Here is a 26,010-nt window from a genome sequence, read left to right on the forward strand (position 1 = left end):
TGTTGCCGCCGTGTTCGTGTGCCTTCCCGGAGTACCACAGGTCGATCTGTTTCCCTTTGACGCTCGGGGTTTTCTCGTCACAGCGGTCAGCGGAGAAGATCTTGCCGTCCAGGATCACGTAGGCCAGTCCGTCGGCTTTGGCCTTCTCCAGAGCTTCGTGTAAGTCGGGTGCCTGATCGGCGAGTACCTCGATGATCTCGTCGAGGTAGCGGTACCCGGTGGCACGGGAGATCCCATGGTCCCGCGCCAGCGCGGTGACATCGACGGCCTGGCGGAACCAGCGAAGACCCAGCACTGCTTGCCGGAAGCAGCTCAACGCCCTGCTGTTTGCGCGAGTACCACGACGGCGGCGTTCGGCATGCAGCAGACGGCTGAGGTACTGGGCGAGTTCACGCGGCACGTCGAGCATGGCACGATAGGCAATCACGGGGAGCCCCTGACCTCGGACTTGATCTTCGCAAATCCAGTCCTACCAGGAGCTCCCCGCCCACATCTCACCGGTACCGGCCAACCGGCGCACTCGCCCCACGCCTCCCCGCCCAGCGCGCTCACCACCAAGCTGATCTTGCTGAGATCACCTCACTGATCACTGGAGCAAAGGTAGCCAACAAGACCCCCGCTGGACCAGCGGTACGCACGGCGTGCAGTTTCTCAGGTGAGACCGGTGTGTTGATGGCGGACAGCAGCGTCAAGCCGATCGAGGACATCCAGGTCGGTGACCAAGTAGAGGCCGCGGACCCGGAAACCGGAGAGGCCGGCGCCCGCACCGTCGTTGCCGTTTGGCATCACCAAGACACCGTACTCGAGCTCACGACCCGGCTGGACTCCTTACCGCACACCAGCGCGGTGATCACCAACATGGTCGACGAGCTCTCGTTGGTGGACCGGATGACCGAGTCGCTGGAGGGTGAGCTGCTGCGCCGCCAGGAGTTGCTGCGCAAGGCTGGGAACTTCGCGTCGCTGCTCGACTACGAGCAAGCCAGAGCGGCGGGTGCGCCGCTGGCCGAGGTGCCGACCTTGCTGGTAATCTGCGACGAGTTCTCCGAACTCCTGTCCGCCAAGCCCGATCTAATCGACATATTCGTCCAGATGGGACGTATCGGTCGGTCGCTTGGCGTGCACCTGCTGCTCGCCTCGCAGCGCCTGGAAGAGGGGCGGTTGCGCGGTCTGGAGAGGCATCTGCCCTACCGGATCGGGCTGCGCACATTCTCCGGAACGGACAGTCGTGCGGCGCTGGGTGTGCCGGATGCCTTTCGGTTGCCGCGCGCACCTGGCCATGGCTTCCTCAAGGTCGGCGCCGAGCCGATGGAGCGCTTCAGGGACGCCTACGTCTCCGGTGTGTACCGGCCGGCCGGGTCGGGTGCCGTGGCGCCGTCCGCCGACAGCGCCGGCGTGCTGCTGCTGGACGACGTCTCCGAGTACACCGAGCCCGACGACGCCACTGCGGCGGATGCCGCCTGGGGACCCGACGACGAGGCGGTCGGCGAGACCCTGCTGGAGATCCTGGTCGACCGGATGCACGGCCGCGGCACGCCGGCTCATCCGGTGTGGCTGCCCCCGCTGGAGGAGTCCGAGCCACTGTCTACGCTGCTGCCGCCGCTTGCCACCGACCCCGGTCGCGGATTCACCGTTACGAAGGACTCCGGACTGCGCGGTGCGTTGCGTGCGGTGGTCGGAGTGCTCGACCTTCCGCTGAAGCAGCGCCGGGACCCGCTGGTGCTGGACCTGTCCGGCGATGCGGGGCACGTGGTGGTGGTCGGCGCGGCACAGAGCGGCAAGACCACGCTGCTGCGCACCCTGATTGTGAGCCTCGCGCTCACCCACACCCCGCTGCAGGTGCAATTCTACTGCCTGAACTTCGACGGCGGTGGCTTCGGCGCCCTGCACGCGCTGCCACATGTCGGTGGCGTTGCGGACCGGCGGGACGCCAGCGTGGTGCGCCGCACGGTCGCCGACGTCGTGCGCGTGCTGCGGGTCCGGGAGGAGCGGTTCGCCGAGCACCGGCTCGAAGGCATGACCGACTACCGGCGGGCCAGGCACGAGGGCCAATTCGACGACGACCCGTACGGCGACGTGTTCCTGGTCGTGGACGGCTGGCTGACGCTACGCAAAGAGCACGACGAGATCGAAGAGAAGATCACCGACCTGGCCACCCGGGGCCTGCCCTACGGGATACACGTGGTCGTCAGCTGCACCCGGTGGTTCGACCTGCGACCCGGCATCCGCGACCTGTTCGGCACCAAGCTGGAGCTGCGGCTCGGCGATCCGGCTGACTCGTTCCTCAACCGCAAGGCGGCGGCGAACGTGCCGGCCGACGTACCAGGCCGGGGCATCACCGACGCGGGCCACCACATGCTGATCGGTCTGCCGCGCGTAGACGGCAGCACCCGCACCGACGACCTGACCGCCGGCGTCAAGCAGCTGGTCGACCGGATCGCGACGGAGTGGCCAATGCGCCGCTGCGCGCCGCCGGTGCGCATGTTGCCCAACCGGGTCGAGTTCGCGAGCCTGCCACGCGGCGGGGCTGGCGACGCGCTGTCGATCGGATCGCCGAACAGGACCTCGAGCCGGTGTACCTTTGGCCGGCAACTGACCCGCACTTCCTGGTGTTCGGCGACACCGAGTCCGGTAAGACCAACTTCCTTCGCGTTGTGGCACAACGGATTGCCGAGGCGTACACACCGGAGCAGGCCAGGATCCTGCTGGTCGACTACCGCCGCGGCCTGCTCGGCGAGATCGGCGACGAGTTCCTCCTCGGCTACGGCACCAACGACACGCACAGCCGGAGCCTGCTCGCCGAGGTAGCCGACGCGATGACACGGCGCCTGCCCGGCCAGGACGTCACACCAGAGCAGCTGCGGGCGCGCAACTGGTGGAAGGGCCCGCGGATCGTCGTGCTGGTCGACGACTACGACATGGTCGCGACACACAAGGAACACCCGCTGATGGCATTGCTGCCGCTGGTTGCCCAGGGCGCCGACATCGGCCTGCACGTCGTGCTCGCCCGCCGCACCGGAGGTGCGGGCCGCGGCCTGTTCGAGCCGTTCCTCGCGCGGCTGCGGGAGATCGGCACGTCCGGGCTGATGATGTCCGGCGACCGCGACGAGGGCCCGCTGCTCGGCACCATCCGCCCGTCCGCGCAACCTCCGGGTCGCGGCTGGCTGGTCGACCGCCAGGGCAACACGAGCCTGATCCAAATCGCCTGGCTACCACCGGCGGCCACGCCCGCATCGTCACCCTGACCAACCGACGCAAGGCACACGGTTGGTGTGTCAGCGTCCCTCCGAGCTGCCACACATCTCGAGAGCTGATGCACTCAACTCGACGTCCCGCACATGTACGCCACATGAAAGCACTGGTCAGCGGGACTGAAAATCCGACGGCGGTCGGAAAGGTCCAGCAGGACGTCATACGCCGCACGATCCTCAAGGAACGCGACGTCCCTGACGGCGCCAACATCGGCCTGATATCGCTCGTGGCCCGCTCCGCCCTGGACCAGGGCTACCACGTCCTCATCGAAGGCATCCTGCGCGCCGAGCAGTTGCGCGTCCGCGCCGACAACGGCGACGGGTATGCCGCCCACCAGCTGGCCTTCCTGACCGACAACGGCGACGGGTACGCCACGTACCGGTTGGCTGAGCTGTTGGCCAGGCAGGGGGAGTTGGAGGAGCTGATTCACCTCGCCGACCGCGGCTACGAGCTCGCCGCCGCCCGGTTGGCCGCACTGTTGGCCGGGCAGGGGCAGGTGGAGCAGTTGCGCGTCCGCGCCGACAACGTCGACAGGCATGCTGCCCTCGAACTGGCCGCCCTGTTGGCCGAGCAGGGGCAGGTTGACGAGGCGCTCACCCTGCTCCGCTCTCTTGCCGACAACGGCGGCTGGCTCGCCGCGCCCCAGTTGGCTGAGCTGTTGGCCGGGCAGGGGCGGGTCGAGGAGTTGGAAGGAGAAGTCGCGGCGGGAACGCCAGGTGCGGTCGCTGCTCTGGCCACGACCACGCGGTCACCTCAGTTGCGCTGACGCCCGACGGCCGTCACGCCATCACCTGTGACGCCGCCGGCAGGACCTGCCGGTGGGAGGTGGACAGCGGCAGGCTCCTGGGAACGCTCGACGTCGGCGCCATGGCCGCGGCGATCACCCCGGACGGCCGGTTCGCTCTGATCGGCTACCAGGACGGGATGGCGCGGCTGTGGGACCTGTCGGCGAACCGCTGGCTCACCACGCTGACCGGCCACGCCGACAACACCTCCGTCGTCGCGTTGACCTCGGACGCCCGGCTCGGCGTCACCTGCGGCCCGCCCAACGCGGACGTGTGGGACCTGACCACCGGCCGTTGCCTCGCCACTCTCACCGGGGACGTCAAGTCGGTGGCGATCACCTCGAACGGCGGGCAGTTGCTGAGCGGACACGAGAACGGCGAGGTCAAGCTGTGGGACCAGTCGGCGTCCATGGGGCGCTGTCTGCAGAACCTCAGCGGGCATGTCGGTTCTGCGCACACGGTGGCCATCACACCCGACGGACGGTACGGCGTGTCCGGTGGCCGTGACGGCACCGTGCGGTGGTGGGATCTCACCGGCGGCCGCTGCCTGCGCACACTCACCGGCCACGCCGACGCGATCGTGTCCGTGGCGGTGTCCGCGGACGGGCGCCACGCCGTCTCCGGCGGCTGGGACAAGACCGTTCGGACGTGGACCATTGGAGGCGGCGCCGTCGCGCCGTGGTGCTACAGCCGCCCGTCCACCGCGACCGACCTGACCGATCGGGCAGCGGAGTTCCGAAAGCGGCTGGCGCAGGCTCGCCGGTCGCTCGACCGCGACGACCTCGCAGCGGCGGCGGCCGAACTCCGCGCGGCGCGGACCGTCCCCGGCTTCGCGCGGGACGCGACGCTGCTGGCGATGTGGCGACACGTCGGCCACGGCGGCAGGCGTGCCGGTTTCCTGGACGCCCGGGAGCGCGGTGCGCTGACCGGGCACGTGCGGCCGGTCGTGTCGGTGGCGATCACCCCGGACGGGCGCCACGCCGTCTCCGGCGGCGGCGACAAGTCGGTCCGGTGGTGGGACCTGGACACCGGCACCTGCTTGCGCACACTCTCCGCGCACACCGAACCCGTCGTCTGCGTCAAGGTGACCGACGACGGTCGCCACGCGCTGTCCAGCAGCAACGACACGTCGCTGCGGTGGTGGGACCTGGACTCCGGGCGATGCCTGCTCACCCTTACCGGTCACACCGATGGCGTCAGCCTGGTCGCGCTAACGCAGGACGGCCGCCACGCGTTGTCCGGCGGTAAGGACATGACGGTGCGGTGGTGGGATCTGGACACCGGGCAATGCCTGCGCGTCCTCACCGGCCACACCGACGGGGTGTGGTCGGTGGCCGTGACCCCGGACGGCCGTCACGCCGTGTCCGGCGGCTTCGACCGCACGATGCGGTGGTGGGACGTGTCGAGCGGCCGCTGCCGGGGAGTTTTCACCGGGCACACCGACACCGTTCTGTCCGTGGCGATCACCCCGGATGGCCGTCAGGCCGTCTCCGGGGGAGACGGGACCGTGCGGTTGTGGGACCTGGAGACCGGGCAATGCGTCCGTTCTCTCACCGGGCACACCGACACGATCATGTCGGTGACGATCACTCCGGACGGGCGCCACGCCGTCTCCAGCAGCATGGACGCCACCGTGCGGCTGTGGGACCTGGAAGCCGGGACCTGCCTGCGCGTTCTCACCGGCCACTCAGCCCGGATCTGGTCGGTGGCCATGACCCCCGGAGCGAGCCGCGTGCTCTCCGGGAGCAGTGACACCACGATGCGGCTGTGGGACCTCGACTGGGACTACGAGTTCTCCTGAACGCACACGATGCACAGCGACGAATGAATGAACCGTGACCATGTCTGCGATCATCTTTGTAGTTGATTGTGATATCCCGTGAGCTCTACAAACTTGCCTGATTCTCATCGTACGGCGGTAAATGAAAGCAGTCCAACTTCCTTGCCTCCGGTTCGATTTAACTGCGTCGACCTGGCCGTCACGTTCGCGGGAGCGTGCCTGGACGCGGGCGAGACACGAACTGCAGGTAGACCGGCCCGGTCGCGGCCAGCGCGCCGACCAGCAGCGGTGCGAGCAGGGGCGGCAGCCCGGTCGGCGGCGTTGGCCGTGCCGACCCCGGTGGCGCGCAGCCGAACCGGTGGAGGTCGAGCGTGAACGGGACGATGCCGTGAACCCGCCTTCCTGGCAGCAGGACAGCAGGCAGCCGCTCACCGTCAGGAGCACGGTCCTGGGCAGGGTGCCGAACGACAGCAGCGCCCGCCGCCGCCGACAGCACGATCACGGTCGCGTGCCGAACCGGCCGACCAGCGGGAGCATCACCCCCCAGCTGGCGATCGCCGCGAGGCGGACCCCCACCGTGTACAGCAGCACGTCGCCCAACAGCATGCCGGCGAGCACGAGCAGCGTTGGCAGCCACAGGATGATGCCGAAGTACGAGAAGCTCCACGCGAACCACTGCCAGTACGGTCGTCCGCAGTGCGTGCCCCATGGCAACCGCCGCTTCGGGCCGCTGGACTGCTACTAGTGTCGCGTGTCGTTGATTCATTTGCGTCTGTGGCTGCGGGAGAATCACGCCATGTATGTGGCTCAGGCGTTGCCGTTGCGGGATGGTGATCGTGCGCGGTTGGAGGCGATCACGCGTGCGTCGACCGCCCCGGCGGGTGTGGCGCGGCGGGCGAGGGTGGTGCTGCTGGCAGCCGATGGGGTGGCGAATACCGAGATCGCGGAACGGATGGGCATGAGCCGGCCGACGGTGCTGAAGTGGCGCGACCGTTACGCCGCGGCGGGTGTCGAAGCTCTGGTGGATCTGCCTCGACCCGGCCGCAAGCCGGAGATCGACGAGATCGCGGTGCTGGCGGAGACGTTGGCGGACAAGGGGAAGCCGCCACCGGAGCTCGGCGTGACGCACTGGTCGGCACGGTTGATGGCCGACCGGTTGGGGATCTCCTTCGCCAGTGTCGCCAGGATCTGGCGCAAGTGGAACATCCAGCCGCACCGGGTCGAGACGTTCAAGTCGCGTTCCGCGTCGCGCGGACCGTCTGGCAAACCCTGACCTCACACCCGCTCACAAGAAATCCCGGCGAGGATGCGGGCGAAAACGCGGATGCGCTGAGCTGGTACAGACAGCTGGCCGACCACGGCGAGGAGGCTGTGATCGCGCTCCGCGACCTCGAGGGATTGCTCGACCTGCTGGATCTCAGCGCGAAGGTCCACTCCGCCCACGACCATTGGGCGGAGGCGAGGCCGCGTGGCTAGGCGCCCTGTCCATCGTCGACGACCTCGGCGACTCCGCCCGGTACGTGCACGTCCTGCGGTTGCTGGCGACGAACTACCGGGACTGGAGACGACCGCACAAGTACGGTGGACATGCTTCTGGAGATCGCGTCCGTGCATGAGCGGCAAGTCGACGATATCGCTCTCGCGGAGACCTGGCCGCGGTCGGCACCACGTTCCTCGACGCGGGCGCGGCCGTTTGTTGGCCTCGGAGTTGCGGACCGAGTCGAGATCGACCCAGTAGAGGTGGCCGCGCCTCACAGGCCGTCGCCGGTCGCGCGGTCCCAGGCCGCGGCTCGCCTCGTCGAACGTGCGCGTACTCCTACTCCACCTCCGCCGCGCGGAGCAGCTCGATGGCCTGCTGAATCGCGGAGGACCGCGACGGCTCCCCGGTCCGCTCTACGTACTCATCCGACGAAGGCCACGTCCTCCGCCAGCAGGCTCACACTCAGCCTCACGCCATCGATGTGACCCGGAGTGGCACCAGTGCGAGCGGCGTCACGGCAGGCGGTTCACCGGCTCGGGCGCGGAACTGGTCGCGCCGGTGAATCGTCCACCCGTCATGATTTGCGTGCCGCTGTACACAGGGAGGTCACATGCGACGACTGACCGCCATTCTCGCCGCCGCGCTGGTTGTGGTGAGCGGGTGCACCTCGCCCGAGCCGGGCACGGAGGAACCGAGTGAAGTCCCCACCGGCAGCTCGACCTCGACCCCGACGACGGCCGCTCCCACCACCCCGGCGCACAGCCCGACCGTCGAGCCCGACGTGGTGGTGGCGGGCTCGGTGTACTTCCTGCGGGACGAGAAGCTGGTGCCCGCCTCCCGAGACCTCCCAGGGCCCGGTGTCGCCGAGGCCGCGGTGCGCGCGCTGCTCGCCGGTCCCAGCGAGGCCGAGCAGGCGGCGGGGATGTCCAGCACGGTGCCGGCCGGGACCGGGCTGCGCGGGGTCAACCTGGCGGACGGAACCGTGACGGTGGACCTGTCCGGGCAGTACGCCTCCGGCGGCGGTTCCTTCTCGATGATGGGCAGGCTCGCCCAGCTGGTGTTCACCCTCACCCAGTTCAGCTCGGTGGAGCGGGTGGAGCTGCGCCTGGACGGCAAGCCGGTCACGGCGCTCGGTGGCGAGGGCGTGATCATCGACCGCCCGCAGACCCGCGGCGATTACGAGGACTTCGCTCCGGCGGTCCTGGTGGAGTCCCCGGTGTTCGGCGCCAACGTCACGAGCCCGCTGCGCGTGTACGGGTCGGCGAACGTGTTCGAGGCCCAGTTCTCCCTGCGCGTCACCGACGCCGCGGGCAAGGCGCTGGTCGAGCAGCCGGTGATGGCCACGTCGGGCACCGGCACCCGCGGCACGTTCGACACCACCCTGCGCTTCACCGTCGCCGCCGTGGGCCCCGGCAAGGTCATCGCCTGGTACGCATCGGCCCAGGACGGCAGCGAGGTCGTGGTGAGCGAGATCCCGGTGAACCTCGGCAGTTGAGCTGGGCTCGGAGGGTGGCGACGGTCCGGACCAGGGTCGAGTCGTGGAGGCGGGTGCCGGAGGGCACCAGTGCCGACTCCGGTGGGCGGGGGTCGACCAGGGCGACGACCTCGGCGGGCATGTCGATCCAGTGGTCGGTGAGGTCGACGGTCAGCAGGCCGGGCACCTCGCACGTGAACACTGCCGGGCCGCCGTAGACCTCGGTGATCGGTCGCAGCGCCATCCCGGCTTCCCCGCGCACGAGCCGGGGAGCGTCACCTGGGGGCGCCACACGGACGATGACAGGCTCAGGCGGTGTACTGCTCTCTGCGATGTGCGTCGACAAGAAACTCTCCGGAGTCGCCGCCGTGCAGACGCTCTTCCGGTTCAACCGCACCCATCGCACCACGGGCGGGGAGCAGAAGCGCAAGACGTTCGTCATCGACACCCTCTACGACTTCATGAGCCAGATCATCGACTACGGCGACCCGTACATGGAGATGCTGTCGATCTTCTGCGGCTGCTGTCCGTCAGGCGTGTCGTGCGGCCGGGTTGCGGGTGCGTACCGTTGTCAATGCTCATGGCGCGGTGTGGGTGTATCACGCGGATCATGTTGTGACCGAGGCGTCAATGGATGCGGCTGCGCGTGCGATGGACGACGCTTTCAGAGGTCGAGAAAGTCGATCGTTTCAAGGACTCGTTCGGGAGGAACAACGGAAGCGGTTGACTGTTTCGGCGACACGTCAGCCAATGCGACGAATGAGTGAAATGCGTACGATGAACGTAATTGGTCAGGTGCTGCGCGGCAGGATCCTGCGGGTTGCGTCGAGGTGACGGTCGACCACGATGCGGGCGATGGTGCCGACGGTGGGTGGTGGCCCGGCCCTTGGGGTGTTCCGGCGCTCGGGGCGCCGAAGATGCGCGTGGAAACCGCGTCAGTGTCATCATCGGCCACCGGTCGTCAGCTGGGTGAGTCGGTCGAGGTACTGGTCGTCGACCGGCCGGGTGTGGGTGACACGCCAGAAGATTGGTGCGATGAGCAGGTCCTGCACCAGGTCTATGTCGTCGGCGGCCAGTTCGCCCCGGTCGCACGCCCGGTCCAGTGCGGTCCGGGACCAGGTAAGGCGCGGGCGGGTGACGTGGTGCGCCACCGCTGCGGCGAGCACGGGGTTGCGGTCGGACTCGGCGATCAGATCAGGCAGGACCGCCCGGATACGCGGGTCGGTGAGCCAGTCGAAGACGCTCTGCAGCATCGCGCGCACGTCACCGCGCAGGGATCCGGTGTCCGGGACAGGGCCGGCCGGGATGCTGAGCCGGGCGAGCACCTCGACGATCATGTCCTGTTTGGACGGCCAGCGCCGGTAGATCGCGCTCTTGCCGACGCCGGCGCGACGCGCCACCCGGTCCATCGTCAGGCGGGCGTAGCCCGACCCTGCCAGTTCGTCGATGGACGCATCGCCCGCGGAACACCAGCCACACGTCCCGGACCACGCACATTCACAGCTTCATGAAGATCTCAAACATGCTCTAACACCACCGGGAAAGGTGGGCGACCGGAGAAGCACCCACGCCGGATCGTGCTGGACGCGATCTTCTACGTGGCCCGCGGTGGGATCGCCTGGCGACAGTTGCCCAGCGACTTCCCGCCCGCGATGACCATCTACGACATCTTCCGCCCTTGGGCCAAAACCGGTGTGTGGCAACAAGCTCACGATGCACTACGCGACCTGGTTCGCCTCAACGCCGGACGTTACCCGCTGCCCACCGCCGCGATTATCGACTCCCAGACCGTGCGCGGCGCCGACACCGTGCCCACCGCCAGTGCTGGCTACGACGCGGGCAAGAAGACCAAGGGCCGCAAGCGGCACATTGCCACCGACATCCTGGGCCTGCTCCTTACCGCCGTAGTTGGGGATGGTGCGGCGTTCTGTGTGTGTGCGACGACAGCTGCCGTCACGATGACCTCTACCGTGTCAAGGTAGATCAACAGCCGCTGACCTGCGGCGATGTGCACATTTGCTGGTCAACAAGCCTCGTTCCTCCTCGTTGAGACGGCGTCGGACGAGTTTTGGCGGATTCCGATCCCCCAGGAATCTCCCATCCGAACTTGAAACGACCCCATGTCATGCATTTCGCGGTAATCCAGAGTTGTTGTTACCGTATGTAACGGCTTCGTCGGTTAGCGGGGGCGTGGGTAGTACTCTCGCCCGATCGCACCGTCCTTCAGCGGGCACTCGCCGAACGCACCGCTACGAGTGCTTTCGCAGGCTCGCGATGAGGTCCGCCGGATCGGGGAGGACGAAGTAGTAGCCGCCGCCGAACGGGAGTAGGTACTTTTCGAGGGCTTCGCCTGCCAGGCGCCGTTGGATGGTCGCGAAACCCCGTTCCAGATCGCGTTGGAAGCAGACGAAGACTTGGCCGACATTGTCCGGTGAGCGGCGGTAGGTGTGGCTGTGACGCAGTATCCGACGGTTCTTGCTTTCCGGCGTGTGTGGGTTGGCGCGGCGGATGTGGGCGTCGAGCGGTATGGTCGTGCCGCTGGGGTCGCTCCGGTAATCGGGGTCGGCGTCTCTTGTGGACTGGCCGAGTGGGGCGTCGGTGTTCTTGGTGCGGCCGAACACCTTCTCCTGGACGTTGACGGGTTCGGCGTCCCAGGTCGGCATGGCCAGTTGGATCAGGCGCACGACTTGGTAGGTGCCGCCGATGCACCATGCTGGTTCGTCGTCCCCTGGTTGGACCCAGACGTGCTGGTTCATCAGGGTGTCGTCGTTGGGGTCCGGGTTTCCCGCGCCCTCGGTGAAACCGAACAGGTTGCGTTCGCGGTGGTTTCCGGTGATCCGCCAGCGTGATGTCAGGTGCGGTGGCCTGCTGGCCAGGAAGGGTTCGATCGCGGCGCGGTGCTCGGTGCCGAGCTGCACCAGCAGGTCTCCGTGGCACCACTGGAGGTCCAGTACGTCGTTGCGGAAGGTCGGCATCCGGATGAGTCTGCTCGGTCGTTCGAGGTCGAACCGTCCGTCGAACAGTGAGGCACCGACCGCGATGGTCGTCGTGGCACCGGTGATGGGGGTGATCAACGCCTGGAGGGCATCGGCTAGCGCGGCGCGGGTCGGAGTGGTCACGTCGAACGCGACGAACTCGGTCTCCGGAAGAACGGGCGTGGTCACGCCGGGTTGGTGACTGAGCCGACGTCGAGGGTTTTCGCGATTCAGCGGCTCGGGCGGCGCGACGCAGCCAGCGAGACCGGCGGCGCCGACGACGGCGAGCAGTGTTCGTCTGGCGACGGTCATCTCAACGTCAGCGTCCAGCCGAGCAGAGCGCCTTCGTCGAACCCGAAGTTGTCCCGGACCACGAGTCGCCATCGACCATTGGCGTCCAGTGTGGACATACCGGCGAGCGGGTACGTCGTGTCGAGGTCCACGCCGACGTCGGTGCCGTCGGCCTCCTTGAGCACTCGTTCGGTGCCGTCGGGGGCGACGAGTGTGACCGATAGATCGCCGCGGAACGGGTGCTCGGCGCGGACGTGCACGCTCGCGGTCTCGGCGACGGTGCCCGGGCAGTCGGTGACCTCGACAGTGCTGGAGGTCTCGCCGAGGTCGGGGACCGGTCGCCAGGTGTCGTCGGAGACCGTGCAGTCCGCCGGGGGTGTGGGGTTGGTGTGGAGGAGCTTGTTCGGTGAGCCAGTCCCGAGATCGGTCGGGCTCAGCACCCCGGCCGTCGCCTGGGCGAGAAGGGTGTTGGTCACCTCGACGGGCGTCAGAGCCGGGTTGTCGGCCAGCAGCAGGGCGGCGGCGCCGGCCACGTGGGGTGCGGCCATGGAGGTGCCGAAGAGGGTCACAGTGGCATCGTCGGTGGCGTTGTGCGCGGACTCGATCGCCTGGCCCGGCGCGAACAGGTCCACACAGGTTCCCCAGTTCGAACCGGCATCGGCGGCGGTCGGTGACTGGCCCCAGTTCCTTGCCCGCTCGTCCATCGGGTCGCTCGCCCCCACCGTGATCGCGTTCGCCACCTTGGCGGGAGTGAAGGTGCACGCGTCGACGTTGTCGTTACCCGCGGCGATGACATAGGTGATTCCGGATATGACGGAGTTCCGGACGGCGGTCTCCAGGACCGTCGACGAACCGCGGGCGCCGAGGCTCATGTTGACGACCGCTGGATGTGCCGCGTGCTGGGTTATCCAGTCGACGCCAGCGGTGATGACGCTGTTGGGACCATAGTTCTCGCACGGAAGCACGCGCACCGAGACCAGCTCGACCTGCTTGGCCACGCCGTAGGTCGTGCCGCCGATGATGCCGGCGACATGGGTGCCGTGCCCGGTCGTGCTGCAGTCCTGCCCGTTCCACCCGTCGTCGTAACCGTCGAAGCCGACCTGTGCCCGGCCATCGAACTCATGGTGTGATGTGCGGATGCCGGTATCCATAACGTAGGCGGTCACCCCGTTCCCGGAACTGTCCGGGTAGGCGTACTCGTCGTCGAGGACCGTGCTGCGCTGGTCGATCCTGTCGAGCTGCCACGGCGGCAGGCTCTGCAGCCCGCTGCCGCGTACGATCGTGTCCGCTTCCACCAGCAGTACCGCGGGATCCGCGGCAAGTCGGCGTGCCTGCTGGTCGGTCGCGGCGACGGAGAAGCCGCGCAGAGCCGCTCGGTACACATGTTCGACGGTGCCGCCGTGCCGGGCGGCGAGTGCCGCCGCGGTGGTGTCGACCGATTCCGTTCCGGGGTGCAGCAGCACCAGATAGCGACCGGAGACGACCTCGGCGCCTGCCGGAACTCGCAGGTTTCCTTCGGCGGCCTGTGCGGGAATCGGCGCGAACGCGGCCAATATCGCAACGGTGATACCCGCGGCGAGAAGCCGTCCTCGGATTCTTCCTTGCAGGCTCGACCGGCGTGCTGAAGACACGTAACCCCCAGGTTCGTGACGCGTGTGCACCCCGACACATCCCTCTTGGTTTGGACCATAACAAGCTCGGCGGAACCTGGCACTGCTCCGAACAGTCGATCCTGTCAGCGACCTACCGAGGTTAGGCTCCGCCCATGGCCTCCCGAATCGGATCGACCCTCGTGGCCGCCGCGCTGGCCGGATCCCTTGTGGCGTGTAGCGAGGATCCGTCGCCGGGCCGGGACGACATCATTGCGAGGATCCAGTCCGACCCGCGGACGGCGGACACTCCAGACGCGACGGCCGCCTGCCTTGCCGACTGGTATCTGAACTACGCCACCCCGGAGGACATCGCCGCCTTCGTCGACGGCGATCCCGAAGCGAGAACGCCCGAGGAGATCGCGCCGGACGAGCAGGCCACATCGACCTTGCTGGGCTGTCTGAAGGGCGCCACCGAGGTCGAGTAGCGCCCAAAGCGCCCGTTCGGAGGTATGCCATCCGGTAGCCGGTTGGTAAATTTTTTCATGGCTCGGGGGGAGTTTGTGGCCATATGGCCACGACGCTGGGGGAATAACGTGCGCGTGCCTCGACGGTTTGGCGTGCTGTCCAGACTTTTCCTGTTGGTGTCAATGTTCGTGTTGGTGGCCGTAGCCGTACCGGCGTCGTTGCCGACGGTCGGTGGTGACCGGACTGCGGTACCCGATACGTCGGACGGACCGCCGGTGCGGGTTCGGGAGCTCGTCGAGCGGCGTGACGCGGCGATGCGCGTGTTCGAGATGTCCGACGGGGGCCTGGAAGCTGAGCTGTTCACGCAGCCACGACACTTCCGGGACCACGACGGCGACTGGCAGCCGATCGACGTCACGGTGCGGGAAGACTCCGCGGACGGCTACGTGCTCGGCAACGACACCAATGCCTTCGCCAGTGCGTTCGGCGACCGGACTGACCGGCTCACCCGCTTCGCCATGGCCGGCACCAGCGTCGAACTCGGCCTGCAGACATCGTCCCGCCGGATCACGCCGTTGGCCGACGGCAACACGGTCACCTACCAGGATGCCTTCCCCGGCGCGGATCTTCGGTACCAGGTGACGCCTGACTCGCTGAAGGAGGAGATCCTCCTCGCCGCGCCGCCGAAGGATCCCACCTACCGGTTCTCGCTGCGGCTGGACGGTGTCACGGCCGAACCCCAGCCGGACGGGTCCATCGCGTTCTTCGGCGACGACGGCCCACCGCTGTACACGATGCCAGCGCCGTTCATGGTCGACTCGTCCGCCGACCGGAGAAGGGCGCGCAGCGACAGGGTCGCCCAGACCGTCGAGCAGCATGGCGACACGATCACCGTGACGGTGCGCGCGGACAGGACGTGGTTGTCCGCGCCGGAACGCGCCTACCCGGTGGTGATCGACCCGACCATCATCATCGACCCGACCGCGACCGGCGGGCAGGACGCGCAGGTCTGGTCGGACACCCCGACCACCAACTTCGGTGCCCGCTACGAGCTGTCCGTTGGCACCGATCCGTTCGGTGTGGCGATGAGCTTGCTCAAGTTCGACCTGTCGGTGGTGCCGGCGGGGTCCAGCCTGACGTCGGCCAGCCTGCGGATGTACTACGACAACGAGCTGCATAACGGCGCCACCAACGTCACCATGGAGACGCGACGTATCACTGCAGCCTGGGCAGAGAACTCAGTCACCTGGAGCAGTTTCAACCGCGCGTATGCCGCAGCCCAGGGATCCACGGTCAAGCAGGCCAACGTGACCAACACGTGGTCCGAATGGGATGTTCGGGCCATCGCGCAGTCCTGGGTGTCCGGCTCCGCGCCCAACCACGGCCTCGCGGTCCGGTCGACCAACGAGACCCTGGAGAACGGCGGCGCCGTCTACCAGGCAGCCGAGTTCGACTACAACGGGGACACCGAGGTCTTTCCCAAGCTGATCCTGACCTTCGGCCGTCCGGGCGCCGGGCTGCAGCCGATCACCAAGACCTACGCCACCGGCGCGGAGCTGGTGTGGACGCCGTACGCGAACCCCGACCCGGCGGACCCGAACGACGACATCGTCGAGTACCAGGTTCACCGCTCGGTGTCCCAGGTCTTCACCCCGTCGGCGTCCACCTTGGTCACAGCGGTCGGCGGCGGGGCAACCAGGTTCGTGGACACCACCGCGACCCCAACCCCGAGCGGCCGGCCGGATCTGGAGTGGAACGCCTTTCACTACCTGGTCGCGGTGAAGACACGCAGTGGTGAGCTGATCCCGAGCGTCACGCGGATGACACGCACGCCGATGGCCGGTCAGGTGCGGCAGATCTTCTCCGCCGCCGCCGACACCACGCTCTCGGCCAACCAGCCGACCACCAACCTGAACGCGCTCACCGGCCAGCGCTGGCTGATGGTGGGCAACAACAGCACCACCTTCGGTCGTACCAGGGCCGTGATGGCCTTCAACGGGCTGTCCGCGGTTCCGGCGGGCACCACGGTTGTGGACGCGGACCTGTCGATCTGGGGGTTCTACGCCAACCCACCCGACGGCAGCGCCGCGATCCTGGACGGGCACCCGCTGACCCGCGGTTTCGTCGAGAACCAGGCGACGTGGAGCCGGGCCTCCACCGCAACCGCGTGGACGGCGGCGGGCGGCGATCTCGCGGCAAGGGCCGACTTCGTCTCCGACGTCACCAGCCGGCCAACCTGGCACATCTGGGAGAACGCGAGCATGGTTCAGGGCTGGGTGAACAACCCGGCGACCAATCTCGGGTTCGCGGTGAAGCTGCGGGACGAGACCGTCGCGTCCCAGCGCGTGTTGTTCAACTCCGACGAGGCGACCGAGGTGCTGCTCCGGCCACGCCTGGCGGTCTCCTACAACGGCGCGCCGCCTACTCCGCCCGCCGCGCCGATCGTGTCCTCTGCGGACTATCCGGCCGACGGCCAGCCACACGGCGCGCCCGGTCAGGCCGGTGCGTTCACATTCCGCCCGGGCAACGGCTTCGCGATCAGCAAGTACGTTTACCAGCTCGACTCCGACCCAAGCCCGACCGAGGTGGCCGGGACCGGCCAGGTCACGGTCAACCTGACGCCCGCGGCCTCAGGCACCAGACGGTTGACCGTTCGCACGCTCACCGCCAACGGTGTCTCCTCCCCGGCGACCACCTACACCTTCGTCGTCGCCGAGCCGTCCCACTACCGGAACACCAAGACCGACGTGAACGGCGACGGCCGCGACGACGCGATCGCCTTCGCCAGAGGCGAGGACGGATCGGTACGGGTCGCGCTGTCCGACGGCACCGGGTTCGCCGACCCGAGCGTGCTCGGACACGAGGACTTCGCCACCGACACGACGATCCCGCTGACCGGTGACGTCAACGGAGACGGCAGAGCCGACCTGGTGTCGTTCACCCGTGGCACTGAGGCGGACGTGCTGGTCGCGCTCTCGACCGGCACCGGGTTCGCGACCGAGGTGCTGACCTGGCACGACAACCTCGCCGCCGGTACGGCGATACCGCTGTTAGGGGACTTCGACGGCGACGGCCGTGACGACGTCGCCAGTGCTACCCGGGGCGATGACGGCGCCGTGCACGTCGCACTGTCCACGGGAGACGGTTTCGCGGCGGCTACCGAGTGGCGCGCCGGGTTCGCGTTGGGCACCGCCATGCCGGCGGTCGGTGACGTGAACGGCGACCAAAAGGACGACTTGGTCGCGTTCACCGGAGGCGAGGCAGCCGACGTGCTCGTCGCGCTGTCCAGCGGTTCCGGATTCGCGGCCACCTCGACCTGGCACGACAACTTCGCGCCGGACGCTAACCGTGCTGGTGTCGGGGACACCGACGGCGACGGCCGCGCCGACGTGGTGTCGTTCGGCAACGGCCAGGTCAGCGTCGCCACTTCTACCGGGGCCGGATTCGGCGCCGCACGGCAATGGCACGCGAGCTTCGCGCCGGACGCGCTGCCTGGCCTCGGCGACTTCACCGGCGACGGGAAATTCGACGTCGTCGCGTTCACCCGAGGTGACTCCGCCACGGCCACGGTCGCGGTGTCGGACGGCGCCACCTTCGGCGCCGCCACCGAATGGCACGGCGACCTCGCGCCGGGCGAACGGGTTCCGCGGCCGAGTCTGTTCGCTGCCGGACCGGGAACCCCGGCGCCGACACCTCCGGCACGACCAACGGTGTCCTCTTCGGACTATCCCGCGGACGGGCAGCCACACGGCGGCCCTGGCATGCCCGGCTCATTTGTCCTCGCACCCGGCGACGACGTGCCGATCGGCAGGTTCACCTACCAACTCGACACGGAGCTGCCGGTCACCGTGCCCGCCACCGGCGAGACCACTGTCACCATCGCCCCGGCGTCGGCTGGCGAGCGCACACTGACCGTGCGCACCTTCACCCCGGGTGGGCTCGCGTCCGAACCCGCCACCCACACGTTCCTGGTGGCCGAGCCGCCACGCCCGCCCGCCGCGCCGCAGGTGTCCTCTTCGGACTACCCGGCGGACGGGCAGCCGCACGGGCAACCGGGCCAGGCAGGCAGCTTCACCTTCGCACCGGACGACGACGCGCCGGTCACCGGCTACCGGTGGCAGCTCGACGACGGCACCCCGGCCGACGTCGCGGGCACGGGCGAGGTCCAGATTTACGCCACCCCGGCGACCCCGGGCCAGCACACGCTGACCGTGCGGGCGCTCGGCACGGACAACCTCGTCTCCGTACCGGCGACGTACCGGTTCGTGGTGGCCGACGCACCGGGCAGTCCTGGCGCGCCGCTGGTGACCTCGCTGGACTACCCGTCCGGTGGCGCACCGCACGGTGCGCCGGGGCAGGAGGGCACCTTCACGTTCCGGCCCACCGGGTCGAACGCGATCGCCGGTTACCGGTGGCAGCTCAACGGCGGCCCGAGCACGGATGTCCCGGCCACCGGCAAGACGACGGTGCGGATCACCCCGACCACCTCGGGGACCCAGACGCTGTCGCTGCGGACGTTCACCTCGGCCGGCCTCGTCTCCGCCGTGACCACCTACGTCTTCGAGGTGGCCGAGGCGACGCCGCCGGACGCGCCCACGGTGTCCTCTGTGGACTACCCGGCGGACGGTCAACCGCACGGCGGCGCTGGACAGGCCGGCATGTTCACCCTCCGCCCCAACGGGACCACACCGGTCTCCGGGTACCGGTGGCGGCTGAACAATGGTCAGGCAACGGACGTCCCGGGCACTGGCGAGACCCAGGTGTCGATCACCCCGCCGACCGGGGGCACGCACACCGTCGTGGTGTGGGCGATCGGCAGCACGGGCGCGGCGTCCCCGCCGGTGACGTACACGTTCCTGGTCGGGGGACCGGCGCCGACACCGGACGCGCCGCTGGTGTCCTCCACCGACTATCCGGCCGACGGCAAGCTGCACGGGAGCGTCGGCGAGGGCGGCGAGTTCACCCTGCGCACCCAGGGCCCCGTCGCGGCCGACGCCTTCCGCTACCAACTCGACACCGACGCCGCACCGACCGAGGTCCCGGCGGGCACCGGCACCGCGACGATCACCCTCACCCCGGTCCGCTCCGGTCAGCTGACCCTGACCGTGTGGGCCAAGGCCACCGCGAGCGGTGTGCTGTCCGCGCCGGTGAAGTACGTCTTCGTGGTCGGCGCCCCGGCCGGACCCCGGGACTACTTCTACGACGCGGCGGGCCAGCTCGTCGGAGTGGTGAACAACGCGGGCGAGGCAGCCGCGTACCGGTACGACGCGGCAGGCAACCTCACCAGGACCGACCGCTACAACGCCGCCACCGCCTCGGTCTTCGCACTCGTCCCGGCCCGCGGCCCGGTCGGCAGCACGGTCGAGATCAGCGGCACCGGGTTCGACATCACGGCCGGGAACAACCAGGTCACCTTCGACGGGATCGCCGCTCAGGTCACCGCCGCGTCGGCGAACCGGCTGACCGTGGTGGTCCCGGCCGACGCCGGGGCCGGCCACGTCGAGGTCACCGCGAACGGTCGCAGCGCCACCAGCCCGACACCGTTCTCGGTCACCGCCGCCACGTCGGCGCCGACGATCGCGGGCCTCTCCGCCGACCGGGCCAACCCAGGCGACCGGATCGTCATCAGCGGCACCGGGTTCGATCCCGACCCGATCCGCAACGTGGTGCTCGTCCACCAGACAACGGCCCGCGTGCTGCAGGCCGGCCCGCGCGGCCTGACCGTCGAGGTACCGGCGGCCGCGAACTCCGGGAAGATCACCGTACGGACCCCGGGCGGACAGACGAGTTCCGCGACGGACGTGCTGATCGCCCCGCGCGGGTTCCGGATCGACGACCTCGTCTACGGCGGCCGAATCCAGCTCGGTACCCCGTCCGAGGTCGCCATCTCAGCGGGCAAGGCCGCGTTGGTGCTGGTCGACGGCGAGGTCGGTGAGCGGCTCCACCTGGACCTGGAGAACAACACGATCCCGGTCCGTTCGGCGATGTGGATGTTCACCCCGCACGGTGGTGACTTCGCCCGCCGCACCATGGGCGACCCGCTCGACCTGTTCGCAGGCAGCACATTGCGCCAGGACATCCCGGTCTTCGGCCACAACGGCACGTACACGATCGTCGTCGCACCCGACGACGACGCCGCGGGCTCGGTCCGGATCACCGCGTCGCACGACCTGACCGGTGACCGGCTGACCCGCGACGGCACCGGGGTTCCGTTCACCATCGACCAGTCCGAGGAGACCGCCGAGCTGCCGTTCACCGCCACCGAAGGCGAATGGCTGAGCCTCGGCCTGACCGACCTGAGCATGCCGCAGCAGGTCTACAACGTCGCGGTCGTGCGCCCGGACGGCGGCAGACACATCTGGCGGGCGTCGCTGACCGAGTACGTCCCGACCATGGTGTTCCAGGCCGAGGAGACCGGAACCCACAAGGTGACGGTTACGTTCGGCCCCGGCGAGCTCGGCTTCGGCAAGGTATGGCTGTCCAGCGCGCTCGAGGCGGACCAGCTTCTGGTGGACGGGCCGAGCGTGCCGTTCCAGATCAACCGGCCAGGCCAGTCCGTGCGATTGCCGTTCACCGGCGTCGCCAACCAGAACCTGCGGTTCTCCTCCACCGAGAACACCCTTCGAGAGAACGGCAGGCCCGGCTATCCGACCGGCATCCTGGTCGAGCCGGACGGCAACCAGGTCGAGCTGCGCACCGGCACCCAGGAGACCAGGCAGGTCCCGGTCCGGATGAGCGGCGAGCACAACCTGTTCATGACCGGCTGGGAGGCCGTCGGCAGGGCACGTGCGTGGCTGTCCACCGCCGTCGAGGCCGGTCCGCTGCCGGTCAACGCGCTCACCCAGGTCACCGTCGACCGTCCCGGCCGTGAAGTCTGGTACGACTACGACGGCGTCACAGGCGAGCCGTTGCGGATCCTGAGTCCCACCAAGAGCCTGCCGGGCACCTTCCGCCTCCGGCTTTACCGGCCGAGCGACGGCCGACAGGTCGCGTCCACGCTCGACGGCAGGTTCGATGTCCCAGCGCTACCGGAGACCGGCCGGTACCGGTTGTACGTCGAGCCGATCTTCGCCACCACGGGCACGGTCACGCTGGCGGTGTCGAAGCCGGTCGACGCCGGCGTGATCGCACTGGACGGGCCGGTTGTCACCCAGGCCGTACCGATCCCCGGACAGACCCTGGTGGCCAGGTTCACCGGGCAGGCCGGGCAGCGGCTCAGCCTCGGCTACACCTCACCGGACATCCCGTTCGCCAGGGCACGAGTGACCAAACCGGACGGCACCACGCTGGACACCACCGCGGCGTTCGGGCTGCCGTACGGCTTCGACCTGACCACGCTCCCGGTGGACGGCGAGTACCGGATCCAGCTCGAACCGATCACCCAGGACGGACTGCCCGCGACCGGTGAGCTGAGCCTGGTGTTCTCCGGTGAAGTGGACGGCGGGCTGGCCGAGATCGGCGGATCCGCCAGGACGATGACGATCGACCGCCTGGCCCAGAACGGAAAGGTCACCTTCGCCGGCACTGCGGGTGACCGGCTGCGCCTGACCGTCACCCGAGGGCTTCCGGACAACCGGGGTGCGTACTACAAGCTGATCGCGCCGTCCGGCGTGGTCGAGGTGAGCCGCCGGTTCATGTTCTCCGACCAGTTCAACCTGCCGGCGCCGCTCGCGGCCACCGGCACGTACACGCTGGTCTTCGACCCCGACGGGAACCTCACCGGCACGATCGCCGTCGCGATCAGCCGCCAGCCGACCGCCGCGGCGGCCACCACCGGCCAACGCCTGGAGCCGGGGCCCGCACCGGCGACCGCCGTGTGCCCACGGTCCGAGCCGGACCCGCCGACGGCGAAGTTCGCGCCCGCCCCGTCCGGCTCCGACCAGCCGGAGGCGGACGAGCCACCGGCCGACATCGCGGCCGCCACGCCGTGCGAGGAGACCGACGGCTGGGCGCCGGACAAGCTCAACCTCAACGGCCGTGACTGGACCACCCGCTACGACCCGGCGCCAGTGCGCGACCGGCCGCTGGAGTTCGCCGTCGGCTACACCGGTGTCGTCGGCGAGGTGCGCTCCACGTCCGGCAAGCCGCTGGCCGATGTCCCGGTCAGTGTCGGCGACCGCCGCGTCACCACCGACGCCAAGGGCAAGTTCGCCCTGACCGGCATCCCGGACGGCCGCGTGGTGCTGCGCGTGGACGGCCGGACGAACGCGACCGGCAGGACGTTCGCCGCGTTCGACATCGGCGTCGACGTCGAGGCCGGACGGATGCTGGTGCTGCCGCACACGGTGTTCCTGCCGGAGATCGACCCGAAGTCGGTGGTGCGTGTGCCGAGCCCGACGACCGAGGAGACCGTGCTCACCACGGACGCCATCCCCGGTCTCGAGGTGCACCTGCCCAAGGGCACCGTGGTGCGCGACGCGGACGGCGAGGTGGCGACCGAGCTGAGCTTGACGCCGATCCCGATCGACCGGGCGCCGTTCCCGCTGCCGCCGACCAAGGTCCCGGTGTACTTCACCGTGCAACCGGGTGGCGGCTACCTGTTCCCCGAGGGCGCGACGATCATCTACCCGAACTACACCAAGGAGCCGCCGGGCACCCGCACCCAGTTCTGGAACTACGACCCGGACCGCCAGGGCTGGCACATCTACGGCTATGGCACCGTCTCCCGGGACGGCAAGCAGATCGTGCCGGACAAGGATGTCAAGTTCTACCGGCTGACCGGTGCGATGACCGCGGTACCCGGAATGAACCCGGCGGCGCGGGCACCCAGGCCGAACGGCACCAGGGTCGGCGACCCGGTGGACCCGGCGACCGGTCTGCTCGTCGACGAGGCGACCGACCTGGTCATCGACGACATCATGCCGATCGAGATCACCCGCACCTACCAGCAGGGCGACACCGACATCCGCGCGTTCGGCGTCGGGACCAGCTTCAACTACGGCCACTTCCCGTGGTCGCCCGGCCAGATCGGCAACTTCGACTTCCAGCAGTTCGACCTGGTCCAGCCGGATGGGAGCAAAGTCCACTACACCCGCACCTCGCCGGGCAGGGACTTCGCCGGCGCGGTGTTCGCGGCCGACCCGACCCCGACGGAGTTCGACCGCTCCGTTGTGCGCTGGGTGGACAGCGGCTGGGAGCTGACCCTGCGAGACGGCACCGTGATGACCATCGGCGAGGAGGCGCCGATCCAGGAGATCCGCGACAAGTTCGGCAACGCGACAACCATCACCCGCGCCACCGCGCCACCCGGGTTCGACGGCAAGGTCCGGGCGAACGGCCCGATCACCCAGATCACCTCGCCGAGCGGGAAGTGGGTCCGGTTCACCTACGACGAGGCAAACCCTCCGAAGGTGACTGCGATCGAGGACAACATCGGCAGGCGGGTGTCGTATACCTACGACGCTACCGGCCACCTGACCACCGTGACCGACGTCCGCGGCGGCGTGACGCGCTACGGCTGGGACGCCGAGGGCCGCCTGGAGACCATCACCGATCCCCGTGACACTCGCTACCTGCTGAACGAGTACGACGACAAGGGGCGGGTCCTCCGCCAGACCGCGGCCGACGGCGGGATCACGGCGTTCGAGTACATCGAGTCCGGCGAGGCCATCGTCGAGACGCGGATGACCGACCCCCGCGGCCACGTCCGCCGGTTCACGTTCAACCCCTCGGGCTCAGTGCTCACCGACACGAAGGCGTACGGAACCTCGCTCGCCCAGACCACCACCTACGAATACGAGGCCGGCGGCGTCCGTCGCAAGGCAACAGTCGACCCGCTGAATCGGCGGACGACGTACCTCTACGACACCCACGGTTTCGTGCGCGAAATGACCCTGCTCGCCGGCACGGCGGAGGCGCGGACGGAGAAGTGGGAGTACAACGGCCCGCACAACGAGCTGACGCGACACACCGACAGCTACGGCAAGCAGACCGTCTACGACCTGGACGATCGCGGCGCCGTGGAATCGGTGACCGATCCGGCCAACCGGGTCACCAACTACGAGACCGACGACCGGGGCCTCGTCACCAGAGTGACTGACCCGGTGGGCAAGTCAACGTCGGTGACCTACGCAGGCGCGGACGCGATCACGACCACTGATCCACTCGGTGGGGTCAGCCGGGCCGCCTACGACGCGCTCGGACGTCCGGTCGTGGAGACCGACCCGCGTCGTGCGACAACAGCGACTGAGTGGACAGCTGCGGGCGACATCGCGGCGGTCACAGATCCGCTCGGCCGCACCATCGCCTACGAATACAATGCGAACGGCTACCGAACGAAGGTGACCGACCCCCGTGGTGGCCAGACGCGGTTCGACTACGACGAGATGGATCGGCCGGAGCGCGTGACCGATCCGCTCGGCGCGGACGAGACCATCGAATACGACCTGAACGGCAACCTGGTCATGCACACCAGCCGCCGGGGTGTGGTCACCGAGCACGACCAGGACGAGTTGGACCGCCGTGAGGAATCCCGGTTCGGCACCGAGAGCACGGTGACCTACAGCTATGACGATGCCGGTCGCGTGACGGGGATTGACGACTCGGTGGCGGGCACGCTGACCCGGACCTACGACGGCCTGGACCGGGTGCGGTCCGAGACGACGCCGCACGGCGCGGTGTCGTACACCTACGGTACAACTGTGCGGGACCGGACGATGACGGTCTCCGGTCAACCGGTGACACGTCACGTCTACGACGCGTCAGGCCTGCTCGCCAGGGTCGAGCGGGGCGGTGCCGTTGTTACCGAGGTCGCGCGGAACGCACGTGGTCTGCCCGAACGGGTGGGCGCTCCCGGTGACACCGGCGTGTCACAGACCTACGCCTACGACGACGCCGGGCAGGTCACGTCGCTCACCTACCAGGATGGCACCTCCGGGCTAGGTCAGCTGTCGTACACCTACGACGCGGCCGGCCTGCCTGTGCGTACCGACGGCGAGCATTCGCGGACGGTGCTGCCGGAGCCCTTCGGCTCGGCGACCTATGACGCGGCGAACCGGGTCCGCACGGTGGGCGCCACGCGGATCGACCACGACGCGGACGGCAACCTGACCGACGATGGCACCGCCAGCTACGGCTGGAACGCCAAGGGGCAGTTGAAGTCGTTGTCCGGCCAAGGGATCGAGGCCAGGTTCACCTACGGCCCGGATGGGAACCGGTGGGCCAGGACCGTCGCCGGCGCGACCACGAGCTACCTGTACGACGGGGTGAACCCGTTGCGGGAGACCGACGGCGGACGAGCGGTCACATTGACCACGACCGGTGAGGTCGACGGGTTCCAGCTACGGCATACCGCCGACGGGGACTACCGCATGCTGACCGACGTTCTCGGCTCGACCACGGGAGTGATTGGCGAGGACACGGGTTCGGTCGGGACGTATGCGTACGAGCCGTTCGGCCGCACGTACGTCGCCGGCGACGTCGCCGGCAACCCGTATCGGTTCACCGGCAGGGAGGACGACGGCACAGGGCTGTACTTCTACCGAGCGCGTTACTACAGCCCGACGCTGCATCGGTTCGTCTCGGAGGACCCGCTCGGGTTCGCCGGTGGAGCCAATCTGTATTCCTACGTCGACAACCTGCCGACCGCGCTGGTCGACCCGTTGGGGTTGAAGCCGAGTAACACCGGAAACTATGCGAACCAGACACTCGGTCCAGGCCCGTACGCCAAGGAAGGTGTCGGTCTGGTCAACGGGAACATCAACGCGCCAGGGGTTCGTGACCTCATCAACGACGCCGGGAACAAGTACGGTTGCCACACATGCGGTGCGGCCTCGTCAGGGAACAAGAGCGGGAACTGGATCCCCGATCACCAGCCGCCGACGGCGCTTGTTCCGCCGGGGACGCCGCAGACCGCCTACCCGCACTGTTCGGGCTGTGCCAGATCGCAAGGTGGTATGGTGCGGCAGCTTGCCAGGTGAC

At 68.7% G+C, this 26,010-nt stretch carries 16 protein-coding genes and 2 pseudogenes; 12 read left to right on the forward strand and 6 right to left on the reverse strand.

The annotated features are described in order from the left end of the window. Positions 1–409, reverse strand: a 409-nt coding sequence (locus tag ACFPCV_RS10545) for a transposase (protein WP_465251558.1), incomplete at its 3' end; no start/stop codon positions are given. Positions 410–858: 449 nt separating this feature from the next. Between ACFPCV_RS10545 and eccCb the strand changes: the two are divergent. From eccCb to ACFPCV_RS10565, 4 genes and pseudogenes are all read left to right on the forward strand, one after another. Continuing rightward, positions 859–2,472 (forward strand): annotated as a pseudogene (gene eccCb, locus ACFPCV_RS10550) (type VII secretion protein EccCb); the annotation flags it as partial. Positions 2,473–2,606: 134 nt separating this feature from the next. Next, the gene (locus ACFPCV_RS10555; RefSeq protein ID WP_378055910.1) at positions 2,607–3,242 is read left to right on the forward strand and encodes a hypothetical protein; all 636 of its coding nucleotides are present in this window, start codon (positions 2,607–2,609) and stop codon (positions 3,240–3,242) included. A 104-nt stretch (positions 3,243–3,346) separates the two neighbouring features. After that, positions 3,347–4,015, forward strand: coding sequence for a P-loop NTPase family protein (locus tag ACFPCV_RS10560; protein WP_378055911.1), 669 nt, complete (start codon positions 3,347–3,349; stop codon positions 4,013–4,015). A gap of 59 nt (positions 4,016–4,074) precedes the next feature. Continuing rightward, positions 4,075–5,835 carry a WD40 repeat domain-containing protein gene (locus tag ACFPCV_RS10565; protein ID WP_378055912.1) on the forward strand — a complete coding sequence of 587 codons (1,761 nt, stop codon included), beginning with the start codon at positions 4,075–4,077 and terminating at the stop codon, positions 5,833–5,835. A 178-nt stretch (positions 5,836–6,013) separates the two neighbouring features. On the opposite strand, the gene ACFPCV_RS10570 is transcribed toward ACFPCV_RS10565, so the two are convergent. Next, entirely contained in the window at positions 6,014–6,316 is a 303-nt protein-coding gene (locus ACFPCV_RS10570; RefSeq protein WP_378055913.1) for a hypothetical protein, read from the reverse strand. Further along, positions 6,313–6,528 (reverse strand): hypothetical protein, encoded by a 216-nt coding sequence (locus tag ACFPCV_RS10575; RefSeq protein ID WP_378055914.1) that lies wholly within the window; start codon positions 6,526–6,528, stop codon positions 6,313–6,315. Before ACFPCV_RS10575 ends, ACFPCV_RS10570 begins: the two co-directional genes overlap by 4 nt. A gap of 82 nt (positions 6,529–6,610) precedes the next feature. On the opposite strand from ACFPCV_RS10575, the gene ACFPCV_RS10580 reads away from it, so the two are divergent. From ACFPCV_RS10580 to ACFPCV_RS10595, 4 genes are all read left to right on the forward strand, one after another. Then, positions 6,611–7,087 carry a helix-turn-helix domain-containing protein gene (locus ACFPCV_RS10580; RefSeq protein WP_378055915.1) on the forward strand — a complete coding sequence of 159 codons (477 nt, stop codon included), beginning with the start codon at positions 6,611–6,613 and terminating at the stop codon, positions 7,085–7,087. 817 nt (positions 7,088–7,904) lie between these two features. Next, the gene (locus ACFPCV_RS10585) at positions 7,905–8,789 is read left to right on the forward strand and encodes a GerMN domain-containing protein (protein ID WP_378055916.1); all 885 of its coding nucleotides are present in this window, start codon (positions 7,905–7,907) and stop codon (positions 8,787–8,789) included. After that, positions 8,786–8,986 (forward strand): hypothetical protein, encoded by a 201-nt coding sequence (locus ACFPCV_RS10590; protein ID WP_378055917.1) that lies wholly within the window; start codon positions 8,786–8,788, stop codon positions 8,984–8,986. The genes ACFPCV_RS10585 and ACFPCV_RS10590 overlap by 4 nt, the downstream gene beginning before the upstream one ends. Positions 8,987–9,100: 114 nt before the next feature. Then, entirely contained in the window at positions 9,101–9,535 is a 435-nt protein-coding gene (locus ACFPCV_RS10595; protein WP_378055918.1) for a hypothetical protein, read from the forward strand. 177 nt (positions 9,536–9,712) lie between these two features. Here the strand turns inward: ACFPCV_RS10595 and ACFPCV_RS10600 are convergent, their stop codons facing one another. Then, positions 9,713–10,216, reverse strand: a complete 504-nt coding sequence (locus ACFPCV_RS10600; protein WP_378055947.1) for a TetR/AcrR family transcriptional regulator — start codon at positions 10,214–10,216, stop codon at positions 9,713–9,715. Between the two features lie 99 nt (positions 10,217–10,315). Here ACFPCV_RS10600 and ACFPCV_RS10605 point away from each other — a divergent pair. Both ACFPCV_RS10605 and ACFPCV_RS10610 read left to right on the forward strand, forming a co-directional pair. Then, positions 10,316–10,468, forward strand: a pseudogene (locus tag ACFPCV_RS10605) (transposase); the annotation flags it as partial. Then, entirely contained in the window at positions 10,463–10,750 is a 288-nt protein-coding gene (locus tag ACFPCV_RS10610) for a transposase (protein WP_378055948.1), read from the forward strand. The pseudogene ACFPCV_RS10605 and the gene ACFPCV_RS10610, both read left to right, overlap by 6 nt. 267 nt (positions 10,751–11,017) lie before the next feature. Here the strand turns inward: ACFPCV_RS10610 and ACFPCV_RS10615 are convergent, their stop codons facing one another. After that, complete coding sequence (locus ACFPCV_RS10615; protein WP_378055919.1) at positions 11,018–11,932, reverse strand: Dyp-type peroxidase; 915 nt, start codon at positions 11,930–11,932, stop codon at positions 11,018–11,020. A gap of 119 nt (positions 11,933–12,051) precedes the next feature. After that, positions 12,052–13,587 (reverse strand): S8 family peptidase, encoded by a 1,536-nt coding sequence (locus ACFPCV_RS10620; protein ID WP_378055920.1) that lies wholly within the window; start codon positions 13,585–13,587, stop codon positions 12,052–12,054. A 212-nt stretch (positions 13,588–13,799) separates the two neighbouring features. On the opposite strand from ACFPCV_RS10620, the gene ACFPCV_RS10625 reads away from it, so the two are divergent. After that, positions 13,800–14,111 (forward strand): hypothetical protein, encoded by a 312-nt coding sequence (locus ACFPCV_RS10625; RefSeq protein WP_378055921.1) that lies wholly within the window; start codon positions 13,800–13,802, stop codon positions 14,109–14,111. Between the two features lie 255 nt (positions 14,112–14,366). After that, positions 14,367–26,009, forward strand: coding sequence for a DNRLRE domain-containing protein (locus ACFPCV_RS10630; RefSeq protein WP_378055922.1), 11,643 nt, complete (start codon positions 14,367–14,369; stop codon positions 26,007–26,009). Position 26,010 lies beyond the last annotated feature (1 nt).

It is taken from the genome of Actinophytocola glycyrrhizae, assembly GCF_042653545.1.
Classification (GTDB): domain Bacteria; phylum Actinomycetota; class Actinomycetes; order Mycobacteriales; family Pseudonocardiaceae; genus Actinophytocola; species Actinophytocola glycyrrhizae.